Here is an 18,602-nt window from a genome sequence, read left to right on the forward strand (position 1 = left end):
CGGGTCAGTCGTCGAGCTCTTCGGTGACCGAGTCCGGCGGCGCCTCCATGTCGCCGGGGGCCGCGTCGCGTCCGCGCTCGCTCCCGCCCGGCCCCTCCGGCAGCGTGTCGAACTCGGGGTCGAACAGCTGGAGCGCGGTGCGGATCGTCTCCCAGTCGTCTTCGCCGGCCGCGTCGCGTAGGGACCGAGTCGGAGCGGCGAGCAGCTGACCGACCAACGCGTCCGCTAAGTCCTCGACGGTCTCGCGCTGCTCGTCCGTCAGCTCTCCCTGCGCTTCGAGCTTCGAGACGGCCCGGTCGACCTCTCGGGCCTTCACACGGTCGGCGCCGGCGTACATCGCCGAGATGGCGTCGTCGGCGCGCTTGCGCTTGTACGCCTCCAGGATGCGGTCGAGCTCCTCGTCGATGATCGCCTCGACGTCCCGCGCCTCCGCCTCGCGGCTCTCACGGGTCCGGCGAGTCACGTCCTCCAAGGCGTCGATGTCGTACAGCGTGACGCCGTCGTGCTCGGCGAGTTCGGGGTCCACGTCTCGCGGCTGCGCGATGTCGATGCAGACGAGCCGGTCGGCGCCCGTCACGTGTTCCGACCGGATCACCGGGTCCGGGCTGCCGGTCGCCGCGATCACGAGGTCGGCGTCCGGGACCACCGTCGCGAGGTCCGCGAGGGGGACCGCCGCCGCGGGCGTGTCGACCTCTCCCGCGACGAACGCCGCGTTCGGCACCGTCCGGTTCGCCACGACGATCTCCGAGATCGCGGTGTCGTCGAGCGACCGGGCCGCGAGCGTCCCCATCTCGCCGGCGCCGACGACGACGGCCGAGCCGTCGGTGAGGTCGATCTCGCTGGCCGCCAGCCGCACCGCGGCCGAGCCGAGCGAGACGACGCCCTCGTTGATCGACGTCTCGTTGCGCGCGCGCTCGCCGACGTGGAGCGCCTTCGTCACCGCGTCCTTCAGCACGGGACCGATGCCGCCCGCGGACTTCGACTCCTCGTACGCCTCGCGGAGCTGGCCGATGATCTGGTCTTCGCCGATCACGAGCGATTCGAGTCCGGAGGCGACCCGCATCAGGTGTTTCAAGCTCTCCTCGTGGTCGAGTCTGCGGACCGCGCCGCCGCGGACCTCGGGCGCGAACGACTCCAGCGCGACCGACCCGTCGACGGTCCGGTCGGTGACGACGTACGCCTCAGAGCGGTTACAGGTCTGGAGCGCGAACGCCTCTTCGACCCCGTCGCGCGCGAGCAGGTCCGAGACGGTGGCGCGGACGCCGTCGCCCCCCGCAGCCTCGATCTCGTCGACCGTCGCGCGGGAGTGGGCGACGCTCACGCCCGAGATAGCGCCCGTCTCTTTCATCTGGTGAGTACCTCCTCGATCACGGAATCCGCCTCTTTCCGACCGTAAGAATCCCCCTTTTGTAAACCCTTCCAAACCCCCTCGGATCGCACGACGCGCCGGATCGCCTCCCGACGCGCCTCGGGCGCGACGCCGCGGTCTTTGAGCTCCGCTCGCAGGGTTCCCGACAGCTCGGCCATCGCGCCGGCGCCGTCGATCTCCGCCTCGATCCGCTCGCGCAGCGCCTTCGCGAGCGCCGGGCTCGCGCCCCCGGTCGAGAGCGCCACCCGGACGGGGTCGTCCTCGACCGTCGCCGGGACGACGACGCTCCGCGCGCCTCGGGCGCCAGACCGGTCCGCGGTCGACACGTCAGTCCGGTTGACGAGCGCGCCGGCGTCGAGCGCGGCCGCCTCGGCGGCCGCGTTGAGGGCCGCGTCGTCCGTGGCGGCGACGACGAGCGCGGGCTCGACCCGGTCGATCCAGTCGCGGACCGCGTCGGCGTCCGGCGCGGCACGGACCAGTTCCACCGATTCGGGGGCCGCCTCGGCGAGGTCGGTCAGCTGGTCGTCGAACGCGGGGCTCGCGACGACGACCCGCGCCTCGTCGGCGAACCGCGACGCCTTCCGCGACCCGACTGCGCCGCCGCCGAACACGAGCACTGTCTCGCCGGTGAAGTCGTGGTAGAGGGGGATCACGGGCGCCTCCGCGCCGCCGGTCCCGTGCCGCGCGCCCCCCGTGTGGTCGAGCTCTGCCGGGTCACGCCGTGTTGCTGTCCGCGCGGTCGGCGATGCGGATTCCCGTCTTCTTCAGGATCCGGGTCGAGAACAGCGTGTCCCAGTCGCTCTCGCCGACCTCCCAGTACTCGTCCATCAGCTCCTTCACCTCGGCGATCCGGCGCTCGCTCTCGACCTCCGTCCGCCCGTGGGTCATCGCGAAGAAGTTGTACTCCCAGACGCCCTCGTGGCGGGGCCGCTCGTAGCAGTGGGTGACGAAGTCGAGCCCCGCGACCGCCGGCCCGACCTCGTCGAGGACCGCTTCGGGCACGTCCCAGACGGTCATCCCGTTCTCCGTGTACCCGAGCGCGTAGTGGTTCGGAATCACGCCGACGCGGCGCACCTTCCCCTCCGCGTCGAAGCGCTTTATCGTCTCGATCACCCAGCCCGTGTCCGCACCGATCGCGGCCGCCACGTCGGCGTACGGCGTCTCCGTGATCGGAAGCCCGCCCTGTATCTCGACGACGAGGTCGCGCTCGTCGGGGGTGAGCGTCGACCGGTCGCTGGGCGAGACCGCGGGCCCCAGATCGGAGAGGTCGACCTCCCCGTCGGGAACCGGACCGTCGACGAGGAACTTCGCGCCGACGTGGAACTCCCGGACCTTCGGGAGGTTGTACGTCTCCTGCCCGGTCGCCGCCTCGATCTCAGCGAGCACCTCGTCGACCCGGTCGCTCCCGTCCTTGTCGGGGTCCGGGTGGTCCGCGACGCTCACCACGAACCACATGTTGAGGTGCGGGTGCTCGCGCTCGTAGTTGTGCGCCACCGCGGTGAACTCGTTGACCGTCTCCGCGATCTCGTCGTATCGGTCCTCGGGCGCGTGCATCGCGACGAGCGACGCCGCTCCGCCGATCTCCTCGGCGTTGACGAGCGCCCCGAACCGGGAGAGCGTCCCGGCCTCGTCGAGTTCGCGCACCCGCTCGCACAGCTCTGACCCGGTCACGTCGACCCCGTGCTCGCGGAGCGCGGCCGCGGCCGGTTCGAAGGGGCGCTCAGCCACCGGGAATCCGCCTTGGAAGGCGTTGATGATCCCGCGGTCGAGCGCCGTTAGATCCGCGTCGACCTCTTGCATACGTCGGGATCGGGCCCGCGCGAGAATAAGCGATCCGACCGGTGTACAGCTGTCTGACACGACAGGTGCGAAGCTGTCTGACACGACCGGGGCTGCGGTACCGGTCGCGTCGACCCGTCGCGGTCAGCCGTCGAGATCGCGGGCGATGTCCGACAGCGACGATCGGGGGCCGCGCGTCGCCTCGTACACCGTCCGATCGCCCGGGACCCGGAGCCCGTACAGCTCGCCGGGAACGACGACGTCGAGGACCACCGCGTCCCCCGGTTCGCGGTCGTTCTCGTCGAGCCACTCGGCGAGGCGGTTCTCGCCGTCGCCCGGCTCGCGCGCGAGCCGTCGGTTGTCGAACGCGCCGCGGATCACGCGCCCCTTGCCGTCGCTTCGCACGGGCGCGTGGTACTCGTCGCGGTCGATCGCGATTCGGATCACGTCGCCCGCGGCCATCGACAGCGACTCGCAGCTCCCGGACTCGACGCGGCGTTCCAGTTCGTCGTCGTTCGGGAGCCGGACGCAGGGGCGGCGAGTGCCGCCGCTCCGGGCGAGCGAGACGCGAACCGAGGCGACACCCTCGTCGTCGGAGGGGACGCGGGGCATCGAAAGGGGGGCTTACTCCTCGTCGCCGCCGTCCTCGCCGAGCGCGGCGGCGACGTCGTCGCCGTCGACGACCGAGGCGTTGATCTGGGCCACGTCGTCGTCGATCTCGCGGCCGCGGACGGTGATGCGCTTGCGCTCGCCCTCGCGGGACGGCTCGAAGCCGACGCCGCCCTCCAAGAGCAGCTCCTTCAGGCGGGTGCCGGAGACGTCCTCGCGCATCGGTCGGCCGGTCTCGTCGGAGCCGCCGGTGATCTCGATCGTGTGCTCGGAGAGCCCGACGGCGTCGCCGCCGATCTCGTCGCCGATCTCGCGACCGAGGAACCGGTTGGCGTCCTGTCCGTCGACCTCTCGCTGGAACGTCTCGCCGGTGTCGGGGTCGGCGATGACGACTTTGAATTCGGCCATGGGCGAACCGAGACCCCCGCGAATAAAAAGCACGTCGAAAGCGCGATCGACCGGGGATCCGCGAACGGACCGCGTCGCAGACGACGCTCGCCGGTCAGCCGTCCCGATCGACCCGATCGATCCGCGGATCGCCGTCGCCCCACGGCCCGTCGACGAACGCGTCCTCCAGCGCCCGAGCGAGCGGTTTCGGGGCTTCAGGGCCGCCCGCAGCCGCGACGCTACCGACCGCGGTCGAGTCGAACGGAACCCCGAGCGCGTCGTACACCGCCGCGGTGGCGTCGGCGATCTCGCGTGCGTCCGCCGGCGTGACGACCAGACAGCCCGCCACGAGCGCGGCGTCCCCGCGGACGCGCTGTGCGATCCCCGCGACTTTCCCGCCGCCGGTAACGCGAACCGAGTGGTCGCCCGGGCAGAACGACCCGGGCGGCTCCCCGCGCGACACGTCGGCGCCGAGGCCGCGCAGGGCTTCGAGGAGCGTCTCCGTCGCCCGCCCGTACCGGTCGGCTATCGACCCGCGCCCTCGCCCGTCGCCGAGCGGGAGGGCGTGGGCGAACGCGAGCGCGTCACCGGGATACGCGACGGCCCGGCCCCCCACGTCGCGCTCGATCGGCTCGAACCCGCGATCGGCGGCGAGCCGCTTCGCTCGCTCGAAGCCCGGCTCGCGGGCGTCGCGACGGCCGAAGGCGACCTGGCGGGGCGGCGTCCACACCCGGAGCCCCGGCGTCCCGTCGCCCGCGTCGGCGAGCAGCCTCGCGGTGTGCTCGCGGTCCGCCGCGGGACGAGCGCTCCGACCTCTGAGCACGCGCATACCGGCGAGACGGAGCGGGCGGACAAGCCCTTTGCGGCGGCCGTCCGACGCGCGTCGTCGCCGCGAACGGCGGCCGACGACCGCGTGACACAAAGGTTTTGACGGCCCTCTGACTGTGTCAGGTAACGATGAGCGACCTCGGCGCGTTGCCCGTGCAGGCGTACCTCGCGGCCTGCTTGCTCGCCGGGGTCATCGGCATCTGGCTCGGATACGTCGCGTGGACCGACCGCGACGAACCGGGCGGTACCGAGGTCGCGCTCTACCTCTTCTGTGGCGGCGGCATTTCCCTGCTGTACGCCGTCAGGGTCGCCAGCGCGAGCGAGCTGGCGATGGTCGTCGCGCTCAACCTCTCGACGCCGCTCCTCGCCGCGGTCCCCGGCGTCTGGATGGCGTTCGTCCTCGCCTTCTCCGGACACGACCGCTGGCGCACGGAGAACCGGACCGTCGCGCTCGCGACGCCCGCCTTCGTCTGGGTGTTGACCGCGTGGTCGAGCGGGACCCACGGGCTCTCCCGCCGCGCGCTGACGGCGGTCGTCGAGGGCCCGTTCGCGCTGCTCTCGTTCGGGCTCGGGGTCGCGGACGCGGCGTTCGTGCTGTACGCCTACGGGCTGTGTATCGCCGGCGTCCTGGTCGTCGTCGACCTGTACCGCCGGACCGGGAACCGCTATCGGCTCCAGACGTTCGTGATCCTGCTCGGGACCCTGTTCCCGTTTCTGGGGGGGATCGTCACCGTCGTCGACGTGGGGAGCTACGCGAACCTCGCGTGGTTCCCGACCGGGCTCGTGGTCCACGGGGTCTTCCTGTACGGGACCGTCTTCTGGCTCGGAACGCTCGACGCGGCCGTCGTCGCCCGCGACACGGCCGTCGAGGTGATGCAGGACCCCGTCATCGTCGCCGGTTCCGACGGCCGGATCCGGGACCTCAACCCCGCGGCGGAGGAGCTGCTCTCGCCGGACGCGGTCGGCTCCTCGCTGTCGGACGTGTTCCCCCGCCTCGAGGTGGGCGTGGAACACCCGATATCGATCGGCGGGCGCCAGTTCGACATTCAAGAGGATCCGATCACGGACCCCCGCGGGACCGACCGGGGACACGTGTTCCTCCTCCGCGACGTGACGGAGCGGGAGCGCCGACAGACCGAACTGGAGCGCCGCGAGGCCGAGTTGGAGCGGCAGAACGAGCGGTTGGAGGACTTCGCCGGCGTCGTCTCTCACGACCTCCGGAACCCGCTGGCCGCGGCGACCGCGGCGGTGGAACTCGCGCGCCACGGCGGGGACAACGAGGACGCGCTCGACCGCGCCGCGAACGCCCACGAGCGGATGGACGACCTGATCGAGGGGCTGCTGTCGCTGGCGACGGCCGGGAAGTCGGTCGACGAGGTCGACCGCCTCTCGCTCGACGGGACCGCCAGACGCGTCTGGTCGCGGCTCGAAACCGCGGAGGCGACGCTGTCGGTCGACGGGCCGGACCCGCCCGCGCTCGCCGACAGAGACCGGCTCGAACAGCTCCTCTCGAACCTGTTCCGGAACGCGATCGAACACGCCGGGGAGGACGTGGCGGTGCGCGTCGAGATCGAGCGCCGCGAGGACGGGATCGCGCTCGCGGTCGCCGACGACGGCCCCGGCGTGCCGCCGGACCAGCGCTCGGCGGTGACCGAGCGCGGCGTCTCCCTCGGCGGCGGGACGGGCCTCGGGCTCGCCATCGTCGGCGACATCGCCGAGGCGCACGGGTGGGCACTCGCCGTCGAGGAGTCGGCGGCCGGCGGCGCGCGCTTCGTCATCTCGGGGATCGAGCCGGCTGACGACCCGTCCGGCGCGTGATCGGTCGCCCGGACACCGACCGCGATAGCCGGCTCCGACGGCCACTTGCCCGTCGAGCCCCACGTGACGATCCGATGGCCGTCACGCTCCCGTCCGCCGTAGTCGACCGGTACCGACGGTTCTCGCGGTTCAACTCGCCGTACCCGGCCCACGACGACGGCCGCGCGATCGACCTCTACCCGGACGGTGAGACGGGGGTCTCGCCGGTCGCCGGCGTCGTCCGCGAGACGCGGAGCGTCGGCTGTCCGGACCGGTCGTACGCGGCCGACGAGGACCACCTGATCGTCGTCGAGCTCGACGACGACTGGTGCCGGCGCGCGGGCGCAGCGCCCGGCACGGTCGCGCGGATCCTTCACGTGGTCCCGGCGGTGTCGGCGGGGGACCGCGTCGCGGTCGGCGACGCGCTCGGCCCACTGACGCGCTCCGGCTTCTTCGGTCGGTGGGTCGATAACCACGTCCATCTCGGCTTCAGACCGCCGGACGCGAACGCGCACCGGGCGAGCGGGTCGCTCCCGGTCGACGTCGACGTACAGGTGGAGCCGGTACGGTGGGACGGGGCCGGCGCGGTCGTCGAGCGCGGCCCGACGCACGTCGTCCTCGACGGGCCGTCGCACCCGGACCCCGGTCGCCGGTTCGCGGCGCTCGCGAGCGACGAGGCGACCCCCCTCGACGGCGGGCTAGCGCACTACGCGGGCGGCGGCGCGTTCGGCGGGGTCGTGGAGGGGACGGCGGTGTCGCTGTGGGGGACCCGCGTGGGGGTCGCGGGGGGGCGGGGGATCGCCTGGGAGCCGGTCGACGTGCTCGCGAACGGCGAGCGCGTGGTGGGGCTGTCGCTGTTCGCGGCGCGGGACGGCGGTCTCGGGGCGAAGGTCGTCTGCCCGGACAGTCGGTTCGAACTCGGCGAGACCGTCTCGCTCGCGCTCGCACCGAGCGACGACCCGATCCGGCTCGGCGTCGGCTGAGACCGGGGGGACCAGCGGCCGGCGGGAGGAGCGGCGAACGAGCGGCGCGGGACCGCCGAGACGGCGTCGAGCGGGTGTTCTCGTTGCGCTCGCCCTCGCCGTCCTCAACATCGCAGCCGTTGTTGCGAGTTCCGAGGGCTACAAACGGGGGGACGCCGACGGTGGAGTATGGACCGGAGCGAGGTCGAGGCGATGGAGCCGCTGCCGAGGGCGGCGGTCGAACTCGTCGAGCGGCGGATCGAGGAGGAGCACGGCTACCTGTCGTGGCTGAACACGTCTGTCGACGTCGTCGAGCGCGGCCGAGTCGCGCTCTCGATCCCGTTCGACGACAAGCTGACGAACAGCGACGGGGGCAGCATCCACGGGGGCGTGGCGGCGACGCTGGCCGACACCGCTGGCGGAATCGTTCAGCGCACCGCCTTCGAGGACCCGTTCTCGGGCGACGTCGCGACCGTGAACCTCAACGCGAACTACCTCCGGCCGGCGACCGGCGACCTCCGCGCGGAGGCGACCGTCGTCAGGTCCGGCGGCTCGATCGGCGTCAGCGACATGACGGTCACCAGCACCACGAACGGCGACACCGCCGAGGTCGTCGTCGGTCAGGGGTCGTTCCGGCTGTTTCGCGAGTAGCCCGGGAGGTCGGCGAGGAGGTCGGGTTTCCCGTCGTCGCCCGCGGCGCCGCCGAGGTCGTCCAGCGCGTCCGCGAGCTCCGCGACCGCGTCGCGTTCGACGCGGTCGGGCGCTGCGCGGACGGAGACCGGCTGGTCGCCGAGCGAGACGAATCCGCACCCGAGCCGCTCCGCCGTCTCCCGGAGCCCGAGCCCGGCGTCGGCGTCGCCCGCGAGCACCGTTCTGACCGGGCTCTCGAACGCGCGGACCGTCAGCTCGTACCCGTCGATCCGGTCGGTGAGCGCGCGGCGCGACTCGTCGCGCTCGGCAGCGAGGTCGGCGAGCGCGTCGTCGAGGCTCCGGCGGAGTCCCGAGTCGGTCGGCCGGTTGACGAGCCGCAGGTCGCCGTCGACGAGGTCGGCGAGCCCCGTCACGCCGTCGGGGTTGCCCTCGGGGACGACCAGCCCCCACTCTCGGGTCCACCCGCCGAGGTCGACGGCGTCGACGTCTCGGCCCGTCGGCCCCGCAACGACGGCCACGTCCGGCACCCCGTCACGGAGCCGGCGAAGCCCTTCGCGGGAGCCCACCGGGAGGTATCGGGGTGAGTCGAGCCGGTCGAGCAGGCGGTTGAGCGCGGGGTCGTCCTCGCCGACGCCGAGGAGAGTCGGGGGGCGCACGTCCGGTGAGAACAGCTGGACCGCGACGCGCTCGCCCCGGTCGAGGTACTCGGTGTCCGGGTCGACCGCGACGACGCCGTCGGCCTCGACGAGGCTCGTCGTCGCACCGGACCCCTTGTCGACCGGGTAGACGAGCGGGCGGTCGCCGTCGTCGAGGTCGAGTAATCCGACCGGCATCAGCCGCATCCGGCCCTCGCCGTAGCGCTCTCCCGCGGCCATCCGCCCCTCGACGGTCGCGGTCGCGGGCTCGGGCTGGCCGGCCGCCCCGCGGATCGCGGGCGCGACGAACGTCCGGAAGATCGTGAGCGCGGAGACGGGGTAGCCCGGGAGGCCGACGTAGGCGGACTCGCCGGCGCGATCGCCCGACTCCTCGCTTCCGCCGCGGTCGAGGCGGCCGACGAGCATCGGCTTGCCGGGCTTGACGGCGACGCCGTGGAGCAGGAGGTCGCCCCGCTCCTCGATCACGCGGTAGATCACGTCGACCGCGCTCGCCGAGGTCGACCCCGAGGAGAGCACGAGGTCGCACTCGTCGGCCGCGCGCCGGAGCAGCCGCTCCATCTCGTCGTAGTCGTCGCCGGCGTGCGGGTAGAGGACGGGCTCGCCGCCAGCCTCCTCGACGCCGGCCGCGATCGTCGTCGAGTTCACGTCGTAGATCTCGCCGCGCGAGGGGTCGAGCGTCTCGCCGGGGCGGACCAGCTCGTCGCCGGTCGAGACGATCCCGACACGCGGCTTTCCCGCGACCGGCACCTCGTCGACGCCGAGCGCCGAGAGCAGGCCGATCTCGCGGGGCGTCAGTCGCGTTCCGGGACCGAGCGCGCGGGCTCCGGCGGCGATGTCCGCGCCGGCGCTCATCACGTGGTCGCCGGGCGCGACGGCGGTCCGGACCGCGATCCGGTCGGGGGCGTCGCCCTCGGCGTCCGGATCTCCGTCATCCGCCCCCCCGCCGACCTCGTCCGTCCGCTCGACCATCACCACGGCGTCGGTGCCGTCCGGCATCACGGCTCCCGTGGAGATCTCGGCGCAGGTCCCGGGCTCGACGGTCACGTCCGGCGCCGCGCCCGCGTGGACCGCTCCGACGAGGTCGAGTTCGGCCGGGTCGACCTCGTCGGCGCCGAAGGTGTCGCGGGCGCGGACCGCGTACCCGTCCATCGAGGCGCGGTCGAACCCCGGCACGTCGATGGCGGCGTCGACCCGCTCCGCGAGGACGCGACCGCGGGCGTCTTCGAGCGGGACCGTCTCCGGCGCCGGCGAGAGGTCGAGCGAGTCGATCGCCGCGCGCGCGGCCTCGGGCGTCGCGAGGTCCCGGAACTCCTTTCGGTCGCTCATGAGCTCGCCTCCCACAGCTCCACGTCGACGACCTCGCCCGCGTCGAGCCCCTCTCGCGGCTCGGGGACGACGACCCAGCCGTCGGCGAGCGCGACGCTCGACAGGATGCCGGAGCCGCTGGCGCGGGTCGGCGTGGCGGTGGGGGGATCCGTCTCCTCGTCGCCGTTGCTCGCCCCGCCGGCGCCTTCGCCGGGCTCCTCCGAGAGCGACACCCGCGCGAACGTCCGCGTCCCGGGCTCGCTCGGCACCTTCCGGGCGAGCCTCGCGCGCCGCGTCGGGAACGGGTCCGCGGTCGTCCCGCCGACGCGCTTCTGGACGGGCCGAAGGAACTGCGCGGCGTTGACGATGCAGGCGACCGGGTAGCCGGGCAGCGAGACGATCGGGGTTCCGTCGGCCGCGCCGAGGCAGACCGGGTGCCCCGGCTTCAGGGCGACGCCGTGGACGAGCACCTCGCCGAGCCCGTCGACGACCTCGGGGATCAGATCGCGTTCGCCGACCGAGGACCCGCCCGTGGTGACGACGGCGTCGGCGTCGAGGTCGCCCTCGATCGCGGCCGCGAGCGCGTCCTCGTCGTCGGTGACCACGTCGCGGTAGCGCGCCTCGCCGCCCCACCGCTCGACCAGCCGCGAGACGGTCAGGCCGTTGGTCTCGATCACCTCGCCGGGGTCGGGGTCGGACTGCACCAGCTCCTCGCCGGTCGGGATCACGGCGACGGTCGGGCGCTCGTAGACGGGGACGGCGTCGAGCCCGACCGACTTCAGGAGGCCGAGGTCGGAGGGGCGGAGGACGTGCCCGGGCTCGAAGAGCCGCTGTCCGTCCGCCACGTCCTCGCCCGCCTCGCCGACGTTCTCTCCCGCCGCGACCGCGTCGAACGACTCGACCTCGCCGGCCCGTCCGCTCTCGCCGCCGACCGTCTCCACCTGTTCGATCATCACGACCGCGTCGGCCCCGTCCGGGACCGCGCTTCCGGTGTGGACCCGCGCGGCCTCGCCGGGCGCGATCGAATCCGCCTCGGTGCCGACGGCGCGGAGCACCGCCGGGGACCGGTCCGACGCGCCGAAGGTGTCCTCGGCGCGGACCGCGTACCCGTCCATCGCCGCGCGGTCGTAGCTCGGGACCGGCGCCGGCGCGTCGATCGGCTCGGCGACGACCCGCCCGTCGGCGTCGGCGAGCGGGACCGACTCGGTCCGCCCGTGGGGCTCGGCGGCGTCGAACAGCGTCGCCAGCGCGTCCGCGACGCGGGTCCGTCGCTTGAAGCCGGCCTCGCGTCTGTCGTGGCTCATGGTCCGTCGTTTCGCGCCCGCGGGCAAAAACCCGTCTCCGAGACGGGGCGGTCAGGTCACCCACGAGAGGACGCGCGCGGCGCGGTGGGCGCCCTGCGAGACGGCGACTCGGGCGGTCGAGACCGCCTCCGCGACCCCTCGGCTCGCGGCGGTCGCGCTCCGCACCGCGCCGGTCCGCGCGTAGTACGCCGACTTGCGGCCGGCCGCGCCGACGTAGTGTTTCGCCGCCATCCGGATCGGCGCGCGGCGGCCGTCCACCCGCGTCGTCCCGTTCCGGATGGCGTCGAGGACGTCGTCGGCCGTGACCGCGGCGACCGACTCGCGGCCCTCGATCTCGACCTCGGTGAACGCGCGCCCGACGTAGTTCAGGCGGTGGGCGTCGCTCGCGGCGACCCCCGGATAGCCGTGTTTGGCCGCGAACCGCCGCGCGCGGCGGTTCCGGTAGCCGGTGAACAGCCACGCGTTGAACACCTCGATCGCGTCGACCTCGGGGGTATCGGCGACTTCGGCAGCCTCGGTGGTCACGTCGGCGTCGGCGCCCGTTGCGGTCGCGTCGACCTCCTCGTCACCCGAATCCGGAACGGGGATGTTCCGCTCGCGGACGCCGTGGCGCGACCGCTGGAAGGGGTGGGGGACGATCGCGACGCCGCCGTGGTCGCGGATCCACGTGACCGTCTCGTCGTAGGGGCGCCGGCGCGGCGGCATGCGCTCGACGCCGACCGCGAGCAGGTGGCCGTGCGCGGTCGACACCTCGACCCCCGGGATGCCGATCAGTCCATACTCGTCGGCGATCTCCGCCGCGCGCTTCGACTCGCCGATCACGTCGTGGTCGGTGACAACCACGGCGTCGAGCCCGATCTCCGCGGCGTGTTCCAGGATGAGCTCCACCGGCTCGTGGCCGTCGTAGCTGTCGTCCGAGTGGACGTGGGGATCGATGCTGACGGTGACGCGGGACACGACTGGGGTAACGGCGGGAGATATATAAACGGGGTCGCCGCGTCAGACGGAACGCGACCGCCGCGACGGACGAAGGGTTAGGTACTCGCGGGCGAACACGGAGGTATGACCGATCCGAGCGCTGGCGGCCCGGGCGGCGGTGACGGGGCGGGCGAGGGCGATCCGGGAGGCGGAACCGGGGTCGACCCGACCGACCGCGAGTACGTCGACCGAGCGATCGACCTCGCCGAGGAGGCCGTCGAGACGGGGAACACGCCGTTCGGCGCGCTGCTCGTCCTCGACGGCGAGGTCGTTCGCGAGGCGCGCAACGAGACGGTGACCGACGACGACCTCGCGGCACACCCGGAGCTGGCGCTCGCGCGGTGGGCCGGCCGGGAGCTCGACGCCGACGAGCGCGCCCGCTGCACGATGTACGCCAGCACCGAGCCGTGCCCGATGTGCGCGACCGGGATCCACTACGCCGGGATCGGCCGGGTCGTCTTCGGCGTCGCGGGCGAGACGCTCGACGCGCTCACCGGCGGTGTGGTGCCGATCCCCTGCGCGGAGGTGATCCGCCGAGCCGACGGCGACACGGCGGTCGAGGGGCCGGTCGCCGAGGCGGCCGCGATGGCGCTCCACGAGTCGGTGTACGGTGAGTCGTAGCGTGAACGAGCGACGGGAGCCGCGTCGGCCGTGACCGGACCGCCACCGATCCTCGCGGTCGGCGCCGCGGCGATCGACGAGTGGTACGCCGTCAGCAACCTCCCCGAGCCGGACGGCGGCGCGTTCGCGAGCGAGGTGACGACCGCGTTCGGCGGCGTCGGCGCCAACGTCTCCGTCGCGCTCGACCGCCTCGGCCGTGAGGTCGGGCTCGTGACCCGCGTCGGCGACGACGAGTACGGCCGGCGGGCCCGCGAGTACCTCGCGGACACCGGTGTCGACGCCGCGCACGTGTCGGTCGCGGACGACGCCTCGACGCGGTCGCTGATCCTCAGCGACCCCGCGGGCGAGCGCGCCATCGTCACCGCTGGCGAGAGCTTCCGGAACCTCCGGCTGGACGAGGCGGACCGCGAGGCGCTCGCCGCGACCGAGGCCGTCTTCGTCACGGGGTACGCCCCCGACGCGGTCTCGCGGGCAGTGCTCGACGTCGCGGCGTCGGCCGCCGACCCGCCCGCGCTCGTGTTCGACCTCTCGGGCTCGGTCGAGGAGCTCGTCGGCCGCGGGACGGAGCCGGAGACGATCCACCGCTTCCTCCACGCCGCGGACCTGTTCGTCGCCGACAACGTGGCGGCCGCGGCCTACTTCGGCGGGGCGGAGGCGGCGAGAGAGCGCGTCGCGGCCGCACAGCGCGCGCAGGACGGCGACCGGTCCGCCCTCACCGGCGACGGGTGGCCCCGCGCGGTCCTCACTCACGGCGCCGAGGGGATGACGGTCGTCGCCGGCGGCGCGGTCACCGAGTTCGACGCGTTCGATGTCGAGGTGGTCGACGCGACGGGCGCCGGCGACTCGTTCGTCGCGGGGCTGATCGACCGGTGGGTCGCCGGGAGGGGCGCCGGCAGCGGCAGCGGTGACAGCGGCGCCGGCAGCAGCGACGAGGGCGACGACGCCGGCAGCAGCGACGAGGGTGACGACGCCGACAGCAGCGACGACGGCGTGGCCGCCGGCGTCCGGTTCGCCGCCGCGGTCGCCGCGATCAACTGCACGTCCCGGTTCGCCCAGCCGGGGGTCCCGAGCCGGGAGGAGGCGGAGGCGTTCCTCGCGGAGCGGGGGCGGTGAGCCGCCCGCCGACCCCGGTCCTCAGCGCCCGCACCGCCGGGTCAGCGGACCTCGTCCGCGCGCTCGACGAGCTCCGCCACCCGGTCGGCGTCGACCGGTGCGGTCGTCTCGCCGCCCTCCTTGAGCGCGGTGCCGACGATCGCGCCGTCGGCGACCGCGAGCACGTCGCTGACCGTGTCGGCCCGCACCCCGCTCCCGACGAGGACCGGCGTGTCGAGCCCGTGGGCGTTGCGGTCGGCGACGACCGCCTCGAGCGCCTCCGTGTCCACCGCCTCGCCCGTGCCGCGTCCCGAGGCGATCACGGCGTCGGCGAGCCCGCGTTCGGCGGTGTCGGCGAACGACTCCGCGGTGTACCCCTCCGCGGAGAGCGGTGCGGAGTGTTTCACGTCCGTGTCGGCGAACACGCCGACGTCGACGCCGAGGCGGTCGCGGAGCCGGAGCGTCTCGTGGGCCCTCCCCTGCACGACGCCCTGGTCCGTGACCCGGGCGCCGGTGTGGACGTTCACGCGGACGTAGTCGGCGTCGACCGCGGCCGCGACCGACAGGGCGGCCTCCGCGTCGTTGCGGAGGACGTTGACCCCGAGCGGGAGGTCGGTCTCGCCCGCGATTTCGATCGCGGCCCGGGTGACGCTCGCGACGACGTGCTTCGGCGCGTCGTCCGGATAAAAGGGGGCGTCCCCGAAGTTCTCGACCATGATCCCGTCGACCCCGCCGCGGTCGAGCGCGCGGGCGTCGGCGGCGGCGCGGTCGAGCGCGTCTCGCATGGCGGCCGCGCCGTCGTCCGGCGCCTTCGGCGCCCCCGGGAGGGGCGGGAGGTGTACCATGCCGATCACGGGCGCGTCAGTGCCGAAGGTGGCCTCGAACTCCATGATACCGACCGCAGACTCCCTCGGCGGATAAGTCTCACCACACGGGAGTCGACGGGCCGCACTGAGGCGTTCGCCTTCCCCCCCATCGTTTAGCCGCTCCGGCACGAACTCGCGTCCGAGCGATGAGCATCGACGTCGACGACCCCGACGGCCGAACCGGTGAGGTGACGCTCGTGTTCTCGCTGGGCGCCGCCCGGCGGCTCGCGGACCCGCAGGCCGCGATCGCCGACGCCCGAGCGTGGAGCCGCCACGTCGGGATCGTCGCCAACGACGCGGACGCCGTCGATCGGCTCGTCCGCGACGCAGGCGTCGAGAACGACTACGCGCTCCGAAACTGGGACAAGTGGGGGACGCTCGGCGACATTTACGAGGAGACGAACGCCCCGCGAGCGGTGTTCGTCGGCACCGGGGCGGGGAACCGACGCGTCGCGACCCACGTCGGCTTCGAGTACCGCTCGATCGAGGAGGCGGCGGAGAAGGCTGGGTGGGCGCTCTCGGAGCCCGACCGCGCCGGCGAGTCGGGGATCGCGGCCCGCCTGTGGCGGGCGGTGACGCGTCGGTTGGGCTGAACGAGGCGGTGGTGACCGACGCGAAACGTGGAGAGAACGGCTGAGGGCGCGCTCGTTAGCGCTCGAGCTCGACGGTCAGGTCGGTCGCGATCCAGGCGTCCGTGTTCCCCTCTTCGGTGAAGACGGTGCGCTCCGGCGAGCAGCGGTTCGCCGCCACCCGCGGTCTCGCGTCCGACGACTCCTCGACCTCGTGTTCGATCCGGTCGCCAACGGTCATTACCGGTCCATCAGTGATGCGATGGGTTATAGGTTTCGGTCAGCCTAAATCCATGGTCGATTCGCGCGTTCCGACGGCGGCGATGCGTGCCGGGGATCGGATCCCCTTAGCCCGTGGCGGGCGTCGCCGGAGACGATGACGGATTCGCTCTTCACTCCCTTCACGCTGCGCGACACCGAGTTCCGTAACCGGGTGATGTTGTCGCCGATGTGCCAGTACTCCGCGGAGGACGGGTTCGCGAACGAGTGGCACAGAGTCCACCTCGGTTCACGGGCCGCCGGCGGGGCGGGGGTCGTGATGACCGAGGCGACCGCCGTCGAACCGCGCGGCCGCATCACCCCGAACTGCCTGGGGATCTGGTCCGACGACCACGCCGAGGCGATCGAGCCGACCGTCGACTTCGTCCGGTCGCAGGGGGCGACGCCGGGGATCCAGCTCGCCCACGCCGGGCGGAAGGCCTCGCACCGGCCGCCCGCCGAGGGCGGCGGTCCCATCCCCGCGGACCGCGAGCGTGGCTGGGAGACGGTCTCCGCGACCGACGCGCCGTACCCGGATCCGGACGCCGCCGCCGAGTTGGCGACGACTCGGAGACTGGACGAAGACGGGATCGACGAGGTGATCGACGCGTTCGCGGCCGCCGCGGAGCGCTCGCGCGACATCGGCTTCGAAGTCGCGGAGGTCCACGCGGCTCACGGCTACCTGCTCCACCAGTTTCTGTCGCCGGTCACCAACGACCGCGACGGCGCGTACGGCGGGAGCTTCGAGAACCGCACTCGCCTCCTGCGCGAGGTCGTCGCGGCCGTCCGCGAGGTCTGGCCCGACGACAAGCCCGTCTTCGTCCGGATCTCCGCGACCGACTGGCTCCTCGACCGCGACTCGTGGGACGTCGACGACTCCGTGCGGCTGGCCCCGCTGCTCGCCGAGGCCGGCGCCGACCTGATCGACGTCTCCGGCGGCGGGATCCACCCGGACCAGCAGCTCCCGGGCGCGGGACCGGGGTATCAGGTCCCCTACGCCGAGGCGATCCGCGAGGAGACCGACGTGCCCGTCGCCGCGGTCGGGGGGATCACGGAGCCGACTCACGCCGACGCGCTCGTCAGAAACGGGCGGGCAGACCTCGTCGCCCTCGGCCGCGAGCTGCTCCGACACCCGTACTGGCCGCTCGAGGCCGCCCACGAGCTCGGCGCCGACGCCGAGTGGCCGGTGCAGTACCGCCGCGGTCAGTTCGACTGAGACGGGGCCGACGGGGACGAGAGCTCCCCGCACGCTCCGGGAAGACTTATTTCGCTCCCGCGAGCCGACGGGGTATGGAGTACCGATCGTTTCCCGACGAGCGCAGCGACGAGTTCGACGCGTTCATGCGGTACGCGTTCTCCCCGGCAGAGGGACCGTACGACCCCGAGGCGGCGGACGACCACGACACGATCGCCGAGACGCGAGGCCTGTTCGACGCCGACGACCCGGTCGCGGTCTGCGCGCACCACTCCTTCGCGCTGCGGATCCGCGGCGACGACCGCGAGGTCGCCGGGCTCTCGGCGGTCGCGTCGCCGCCGGAGCACCGCCGACAGGGGAACGTCGGCCGCATGCTCCGTGAGTCGCTGACGGAGTACCGCGAGCGCGGCGTCCACGTCTCGGCGCTGTGGCCCTTCGAGTACCCATTCTACGCCGACTACGGGTGGGCGACCGCGAGCAGGTATCGCCACCTCGCCGCGCCCCCCGACCAGCTCGGGTTCGTCGACAACCTGATCGCGACCGCGGGCGACGCCGCCGGGAGCTTCCGGCCGCTCGACGAGGGCGATCACGCGGCCGTGAAACCCGTGCTCGCGGCGATGGCCGACCGCTACGACCTGACCATGGACTGGACCGAGGAGTGGTGGCGCGAGCGCGCCCTCCAGGGGTGGAAGACCGACCCGTTCGTCTACGGCTGGGAGCGGGACGGCGAGCTCCGGGGGATCTGCGCGTACAGCTTCGACGACGACCCGGACGACGCGGACGACACCGTGATGCGCGTCACCGACGCCGCGGTCGCGGACGACGAGGCGTGGTTCCAGCTCCTCCGCTTTTTCCGCAACCACGACTCGCAGGTCGCCGAGGTCAGAATCCGCGCGCCGCCGGACGCCCCGCTGCTCGACCTCGTCGAGGACCCCCGCGCCGTCGACTGCGAGGTCCGGACCGGACCGATGGTCCGGCTCGTCGACGTCGCCGCCGCCCTGGAGGCGCTCGATCCCGACCCGGCTGTCGAGGCCGCGTTCTCCCTCTCGGTGTCAGACCCGCTCGTCGACTGGAACGACCGACCCTATCGCGTCGCCGTCGCCGACGGAGCGGTGTCGGTCGAGCCGTGGGAGGACGGCGAGAGCGACGGAACCGGGTCCGACGCCGCGGACGCGGCGGTCGACGTCGGGACGCTCTCACAGCTGTACGTCGGCTACAACTCGGTCGACGAGGCGGTCCGAGCCGGTGGACTCGGCGTCGACTCCGCGACCGCCGACGACCTCCGCGCGCTGTTCCCGCCGCGGACGACGCACTTCCGCGAGGGGTTCTGAGGCGCTCGCTCCGTGAAACGCCCCGCGCCGGCCGGGCTTTTTATC

At 73.3% G+C, this 18,602-nt stretch carries 19 protein-coding genes; 8 read left to right on the top strand and 11 right to left on the bottom strand.

Translation table 11 applies throughout. From position 1 onward, the window contains the following. Positions 1-4 precede the first annotated feature (4 nt). From hemA to C468_RS06280, 6 genes are all read right to left on the bottom strand, one after another. Positions 5-1,348 (bottom strand): glutamyl-tRNA reductase, encoded by a 1,344-nt coding sequence (gene hemA, locus C468_RS06255; protein ID WP_008848040.1) that lies wholly within the window; start codon positions 1,346-1,348, stop codon positions 5-7. Beyond that, positions 1,345-2,022 carry a precorrin-2 dehydrogenase/sirohydrochlorin ferrochelatase family protein gene (locus C468_RS06260; RefSeq protein ID WP_008848041.1) on the bottom strand — a complete coding sequence of 226 codons (678 nt, stop codon included), beginning with the start codon at positions 2,020-2,022 and terminating at the stop codon, positions 1,345-1,347. The genes hemA and C468_RS06260 overlap by 4 nt, the downstream gene beginning before the upstream one ends. Before the next feature lie 61 nt (positions 2,023-2,083). Then, complete coding sequence (gene ahbB / locus C468_RS06265) at positions 2,084-3,169, bottom strand: siroheme decarboxylase subunit beta (protein WP_008848042.1); 1,086 nt, start codon at positions 3,167-3,169, stop codon at positions 2,084-2,086. Between the two features lie 123 nt (positions 3,170-3,292). Then, positions 3,293-3,760, bottom strand: coding sequence for a DUF7112 family protein (locus C468_RS06270; protein ID WP_008848043.1), 468 nt, complete (start codon positions 3,758-3,760; stop codon positions 3,293-3,295). A 12-nt stretch (positions 3,761-3,772) separates the two neighbouring features. After that, positions 3,773-4,165 carry a 30S ribosomal protein S6e gene (locus C468_RS06275; protein WP_008848044.1) on the bottom strand — a complete coding sequence of 131 codons (393 nt, stop codon included), beginning with the start codon at positions 4,163-4,165 and terminating at the stop codon, positions 3,773-3,775. Positions 4,166-4,259: 94 nt separating this feature from the next. Beyond that, a complete protein-coding gene (locus C468_RS06280) occupies positions 4,260-4,973 on the bottom strand; it encodes a lipoate--protein ligase family protein (RefSeq protein ID WP_008848045.1) in 714 nt (237 codons plus the stop codon). Between the two features lie 128 nt (positions 4,974-5,101). Here C468_RS06280 and C468_RS06285 point away from each other — a divergent pair, with 128 nt between their 5' ends. The 3 genes from C468_RS06285 (at position 5,102) to C468_RS06295 (ending at position 8,382) form a co-directional block, all read left to right on the top strand. Beyond that, positions 5,102-6,790, top strand: a complete 1,689-nt coding sequence (locus tag C468_RS06285) for a sensor histidine kinase (protein ID WP_008848046.1) — start codon at positions 5,102-5,104, stop codon at positions 6,788-6,790. A 74-nt stretch (positions 6,791-6,864) separates the two neighbouring features. Next, positions 6,865-7,752, top strand: a complete 888-nt coding sequence (locus C468_RS06290; protein ID WP_008848047.1) for a hypothetical protein — start codon at positions 6,865-6,867, stop codon at positions 7,750-7,752. A 168-nt stretch (positions 7,753-7,920) separates the two neighbouring features. Beyond that, the gene (locus tag C468_RS06295; RefSeq protein ID WP_008848048.1) at positions 7,921-8,382 is read left to right on the top strand and encodes a PaaI family thioesterase; all 462 of its coding nucleotides are present in this window, start codon (positions 7,921-7,923) and stop codon (positions 8,380-8,382) included. Here C468_RS06295 and C468_RS06300 read toward each other — a convergent pair. The 3 genes from C468_RS06300 to C468_RS06310 are packed head-to-tail and all read right to left on the bottom strand — an operon-like array spanning position 8,352 to position 12,604. Then, positions 8,352-10,364: a molybdopterin biosynthesis protein gene (locus C468_RS06300; RefSeq protein WP_049912106.1), complete on the bottom strand. Its 2,013-nt coding sequence runs from the start codon at positions 10,362-10,364 to the stop codon at positions 8,352-8,354. The genes C468_RS06295 and C468_RS06300 overlap by 31 nt on opposite strands. Further along, entirely contained in the window at positions 10,361-11,647 is a 1,287-nt protein-coding gene (locus C468_RS06305; protein ID WP_008848050.1) for a molybdopterin molybdotransferase MoeA, read from the bottom strand. Before C468_RS06305 ends, C468_RS06300 begins: the two co-directional genes overlap by 4 nt. Before the next feature lie 51 nt (positions 11,648-11,698). Next, a complete protein-coding gene (locus C468_RS06310; RefSeq protein WP_008848051.1) occupies positions 11,699-12,604 on the bottom strand; it encodes a CehA/McbA family metallohydrolase in 906 nt (301 codons plus the stop codon). Between the two features lie 105 nt (positions 12,605-12,709). Between C468_RS06310 and C468_RS06315 the strand changes: the two genes are divergently transcribed. Beyond that, positions 12,710-13,246 (top strand): nucleoside deaminase, encoded by a 537-nt coding sequence (locus tag C468_RS06315; protein ID WP_008848052.1) that lies wholly within the window; start codon positions 12,710-12,712, stop codon positions 13,244-13,246. Between the two features lie 30 nt (positions 13,247-13,276). Next, a complete protein-coding gene (locus tag C468_RS06320; protein ID WP_008848053.1) occupies positions 13,277-14,359 on the top strand; it encodes a carbohydrate kinase family protein in 1,083 nt (360 codons plus the stop codon). Positions 14,360-14,400: 41 nt separating this feature from the next. Here C468_RS06320 and C468_RS06325 read toward each other — a convergent pair whose 3' ends face one another. Continuing rightward, positions 14,401-15,228: a BtpA/SgcQ family protein gene (locus C468_RS06325; RefSeq protein ID WP_008848054.1), complete on the bottom strand. Its 828-nt coding sequence runs from the start codon at positions 15,226-15,228 to the stop codon at positions 14,401-14,403. A gap of 122 nt (positions 15,229-15,350) precedes the next feature. Here C468_RS06325 and C468_RS06330 point away from each other — a divergent pair, with 122 nt between their 5' ends. Next, on the top strand, positions 15,351-15,797 hold the full coding sequence (locus tag C468_RS06330; protein WP_008848055.1) for a DUF7124 domain-containing protein: 447 nt from the start codon (positions 15,351-15,353) through the stop codon (positions 15,795-15,797). A 55-nt stretch (positions 15,798-15,852) separates the two neighbouring features. On the opposite strand, the gene C468_RS18555 is transcribed toward C468_RS06330, so the two are convergent. Next, positions 15,853-16,014 (bottom strand): hypothetical protein, encoded by a 162-nt coding sequence (locus C468_RS18555; RefSeq protein WP_008848056.1) that lies wholly within the window; start codon positions 16,012-16,014, stop codon positions 15,853-15,855. A 135-nt stretch (positions 16,015-16,149) separates the two neighbouring features. Between C468_RS18555 and C468_RS06335 the strand changes: the two genes are divergently transcribed. Together C468_RS06335 and C468_RS06340 are read left to right on the top strand one after the other, a co-directional pair. Further along, positions 16,150-17,247: an NADH:flavin oxidoreductase/NADH oxidase gene (locus C468_RS06335; RefSeq protein ID WP_008848057.1), complete on the top strand. Its 1,098-nt coding sequence runs from the start codon at positions 16,150-16,152 to the stop codon at positions 17,245-17,247. Between the two features lie 74 nt (positions 17,248-17,321). Continuing rightward, positions 17,322-18,557 (top strand): GNAT family N-acetyltransferase, encoded by a 1,236-nt coding sequence (locus C468_RS06340; protein ID WP_008848058.1) that lies wholly within the window; start codon positions 17,322-17,324, stop codon positions 18,555-18,557. Positions 18,558-18,602: the final 45 nt, after the last annotated feature.

It is taken from the genome of Halorubrum kocurii JCM 14978 (assembly GCF_000337355.1).
Classification (GTDB): Archaea; Halobacteriota; Halobacteria; order Halobacteriales; family Haloferacaceae; genus Halorubrum; species Halorubrum kocurii.

Bases quoted from the DNA above. Each gene is read 5' to 3' on its own strand.
- hemA (WP_008848040.1), bottom strand. From the start codon at position 1,348: ATGAAAGAGACGGGCGCTATCTCGGGCGTGAGCGTCGCCCACTCCCGC.
- ahbB (WP_008848042.1), bottom strand. From the start codon at position 3,169: ATGCAAGAGGTCGACGCGGATCTAACGGCGCTCGACCGCGGGATCATC.
- C468_RS06270 (WP_008848043.1), bottom strand. From the start codon at position 3,760: ATGCCCCGCGTCCCCTCCGACGACGAGGGTGTCGCCTCGGTTCGCGTC.
- C468_RS06275 (WP_008848044.1), bottom strand. From the start codon at position 4,165: ATGGCCGAATTCAAAGTCGTCATCGCCGACCCCGACACCGGCGAGACG.
- C468_RS06280 (WP_008848045.1), bottom strand. From the start codon at position 4,973: ATGCGCGTGCTCAGAGGTCGGAGCGCTCGTCCCGCGGCGGACCGCGAG.
- C468_RS06285 (WP_008848046.1), top strand. From the start codon at position 5,102: ATGAGCGACCTCGGCGCGTTGCCCGTGCAGGCGTACCTCGCGGCCTGC.
- C468_RS06290 (WP_008848047.1), top strand. From the start codon at position 6,865: ATGGCCGTCACGCTCCCGTCCGCCGTAGTCGACCGGTACCGACGGTTC.
- C468_RS06295 (WP_008848048.1), top strand. From the start codon at position 7,921: ATGGACCGGAGCGAGGTCGAGGCGATGGAGCCGCTGCCGAGGGCGGCG.
- C468_RS06300 (WP_049912106.1), bottom strand. From the start codon at position 10,364: ATGAGCGACCGAAAGGAGTTCCGGGACCTCGCGACGCCCGAGGCCGCG.
- C468_RS06305 (WP_008848050.1), bottom strand. From the start codon at position 11,647: ATGAGCCACGACAGACGCGAGGCCGGCTTCAAGCGACGGACCCGCGTC.
- C468_RS06315 (WP_008848052.1), top strand. From the start codon at position 12,710: ATGACCGATCCGAGCGCTGGCGGCCCGGGCGGCGGTGACGGGGCGGGC.
- C468_RS06325 (WP_008848054.1), bottom strand. From the start codon at position 15,228: ATGGAGTTCGAGGCCACCTTCGGCACTGACGCGCCCGTGATCGGCATG.
- C468_RS06330 (WP_008848055.1), top strand. From the start codon at position 15,351: ATGAGCATCGACGTCGACGACCCCGACGGCCGAACCGGTGAGGTGACG.
- C468_RS18555 (WP_008848056.1), bottom strand. From the start codon at position 16,014: ATGACCGTTGGCGACCGGATCGAACACGAGGTCGAGGAGTCGTCGGAC.
- C468_RS06335 (WP_008848057.1), top strand. From the start codon at position 16,150: ATGACGGATTCGCTCTTCACTCCCTTCACGCTGCGCGACACCGAGTTC.
- C468_RS06340 (WP_008848058.1), top strand. From the start codon at position 17,322: ATGGAGTACCGATCGTTTCCCGACGAGCGCAGCGACGAGTTCGACGCG.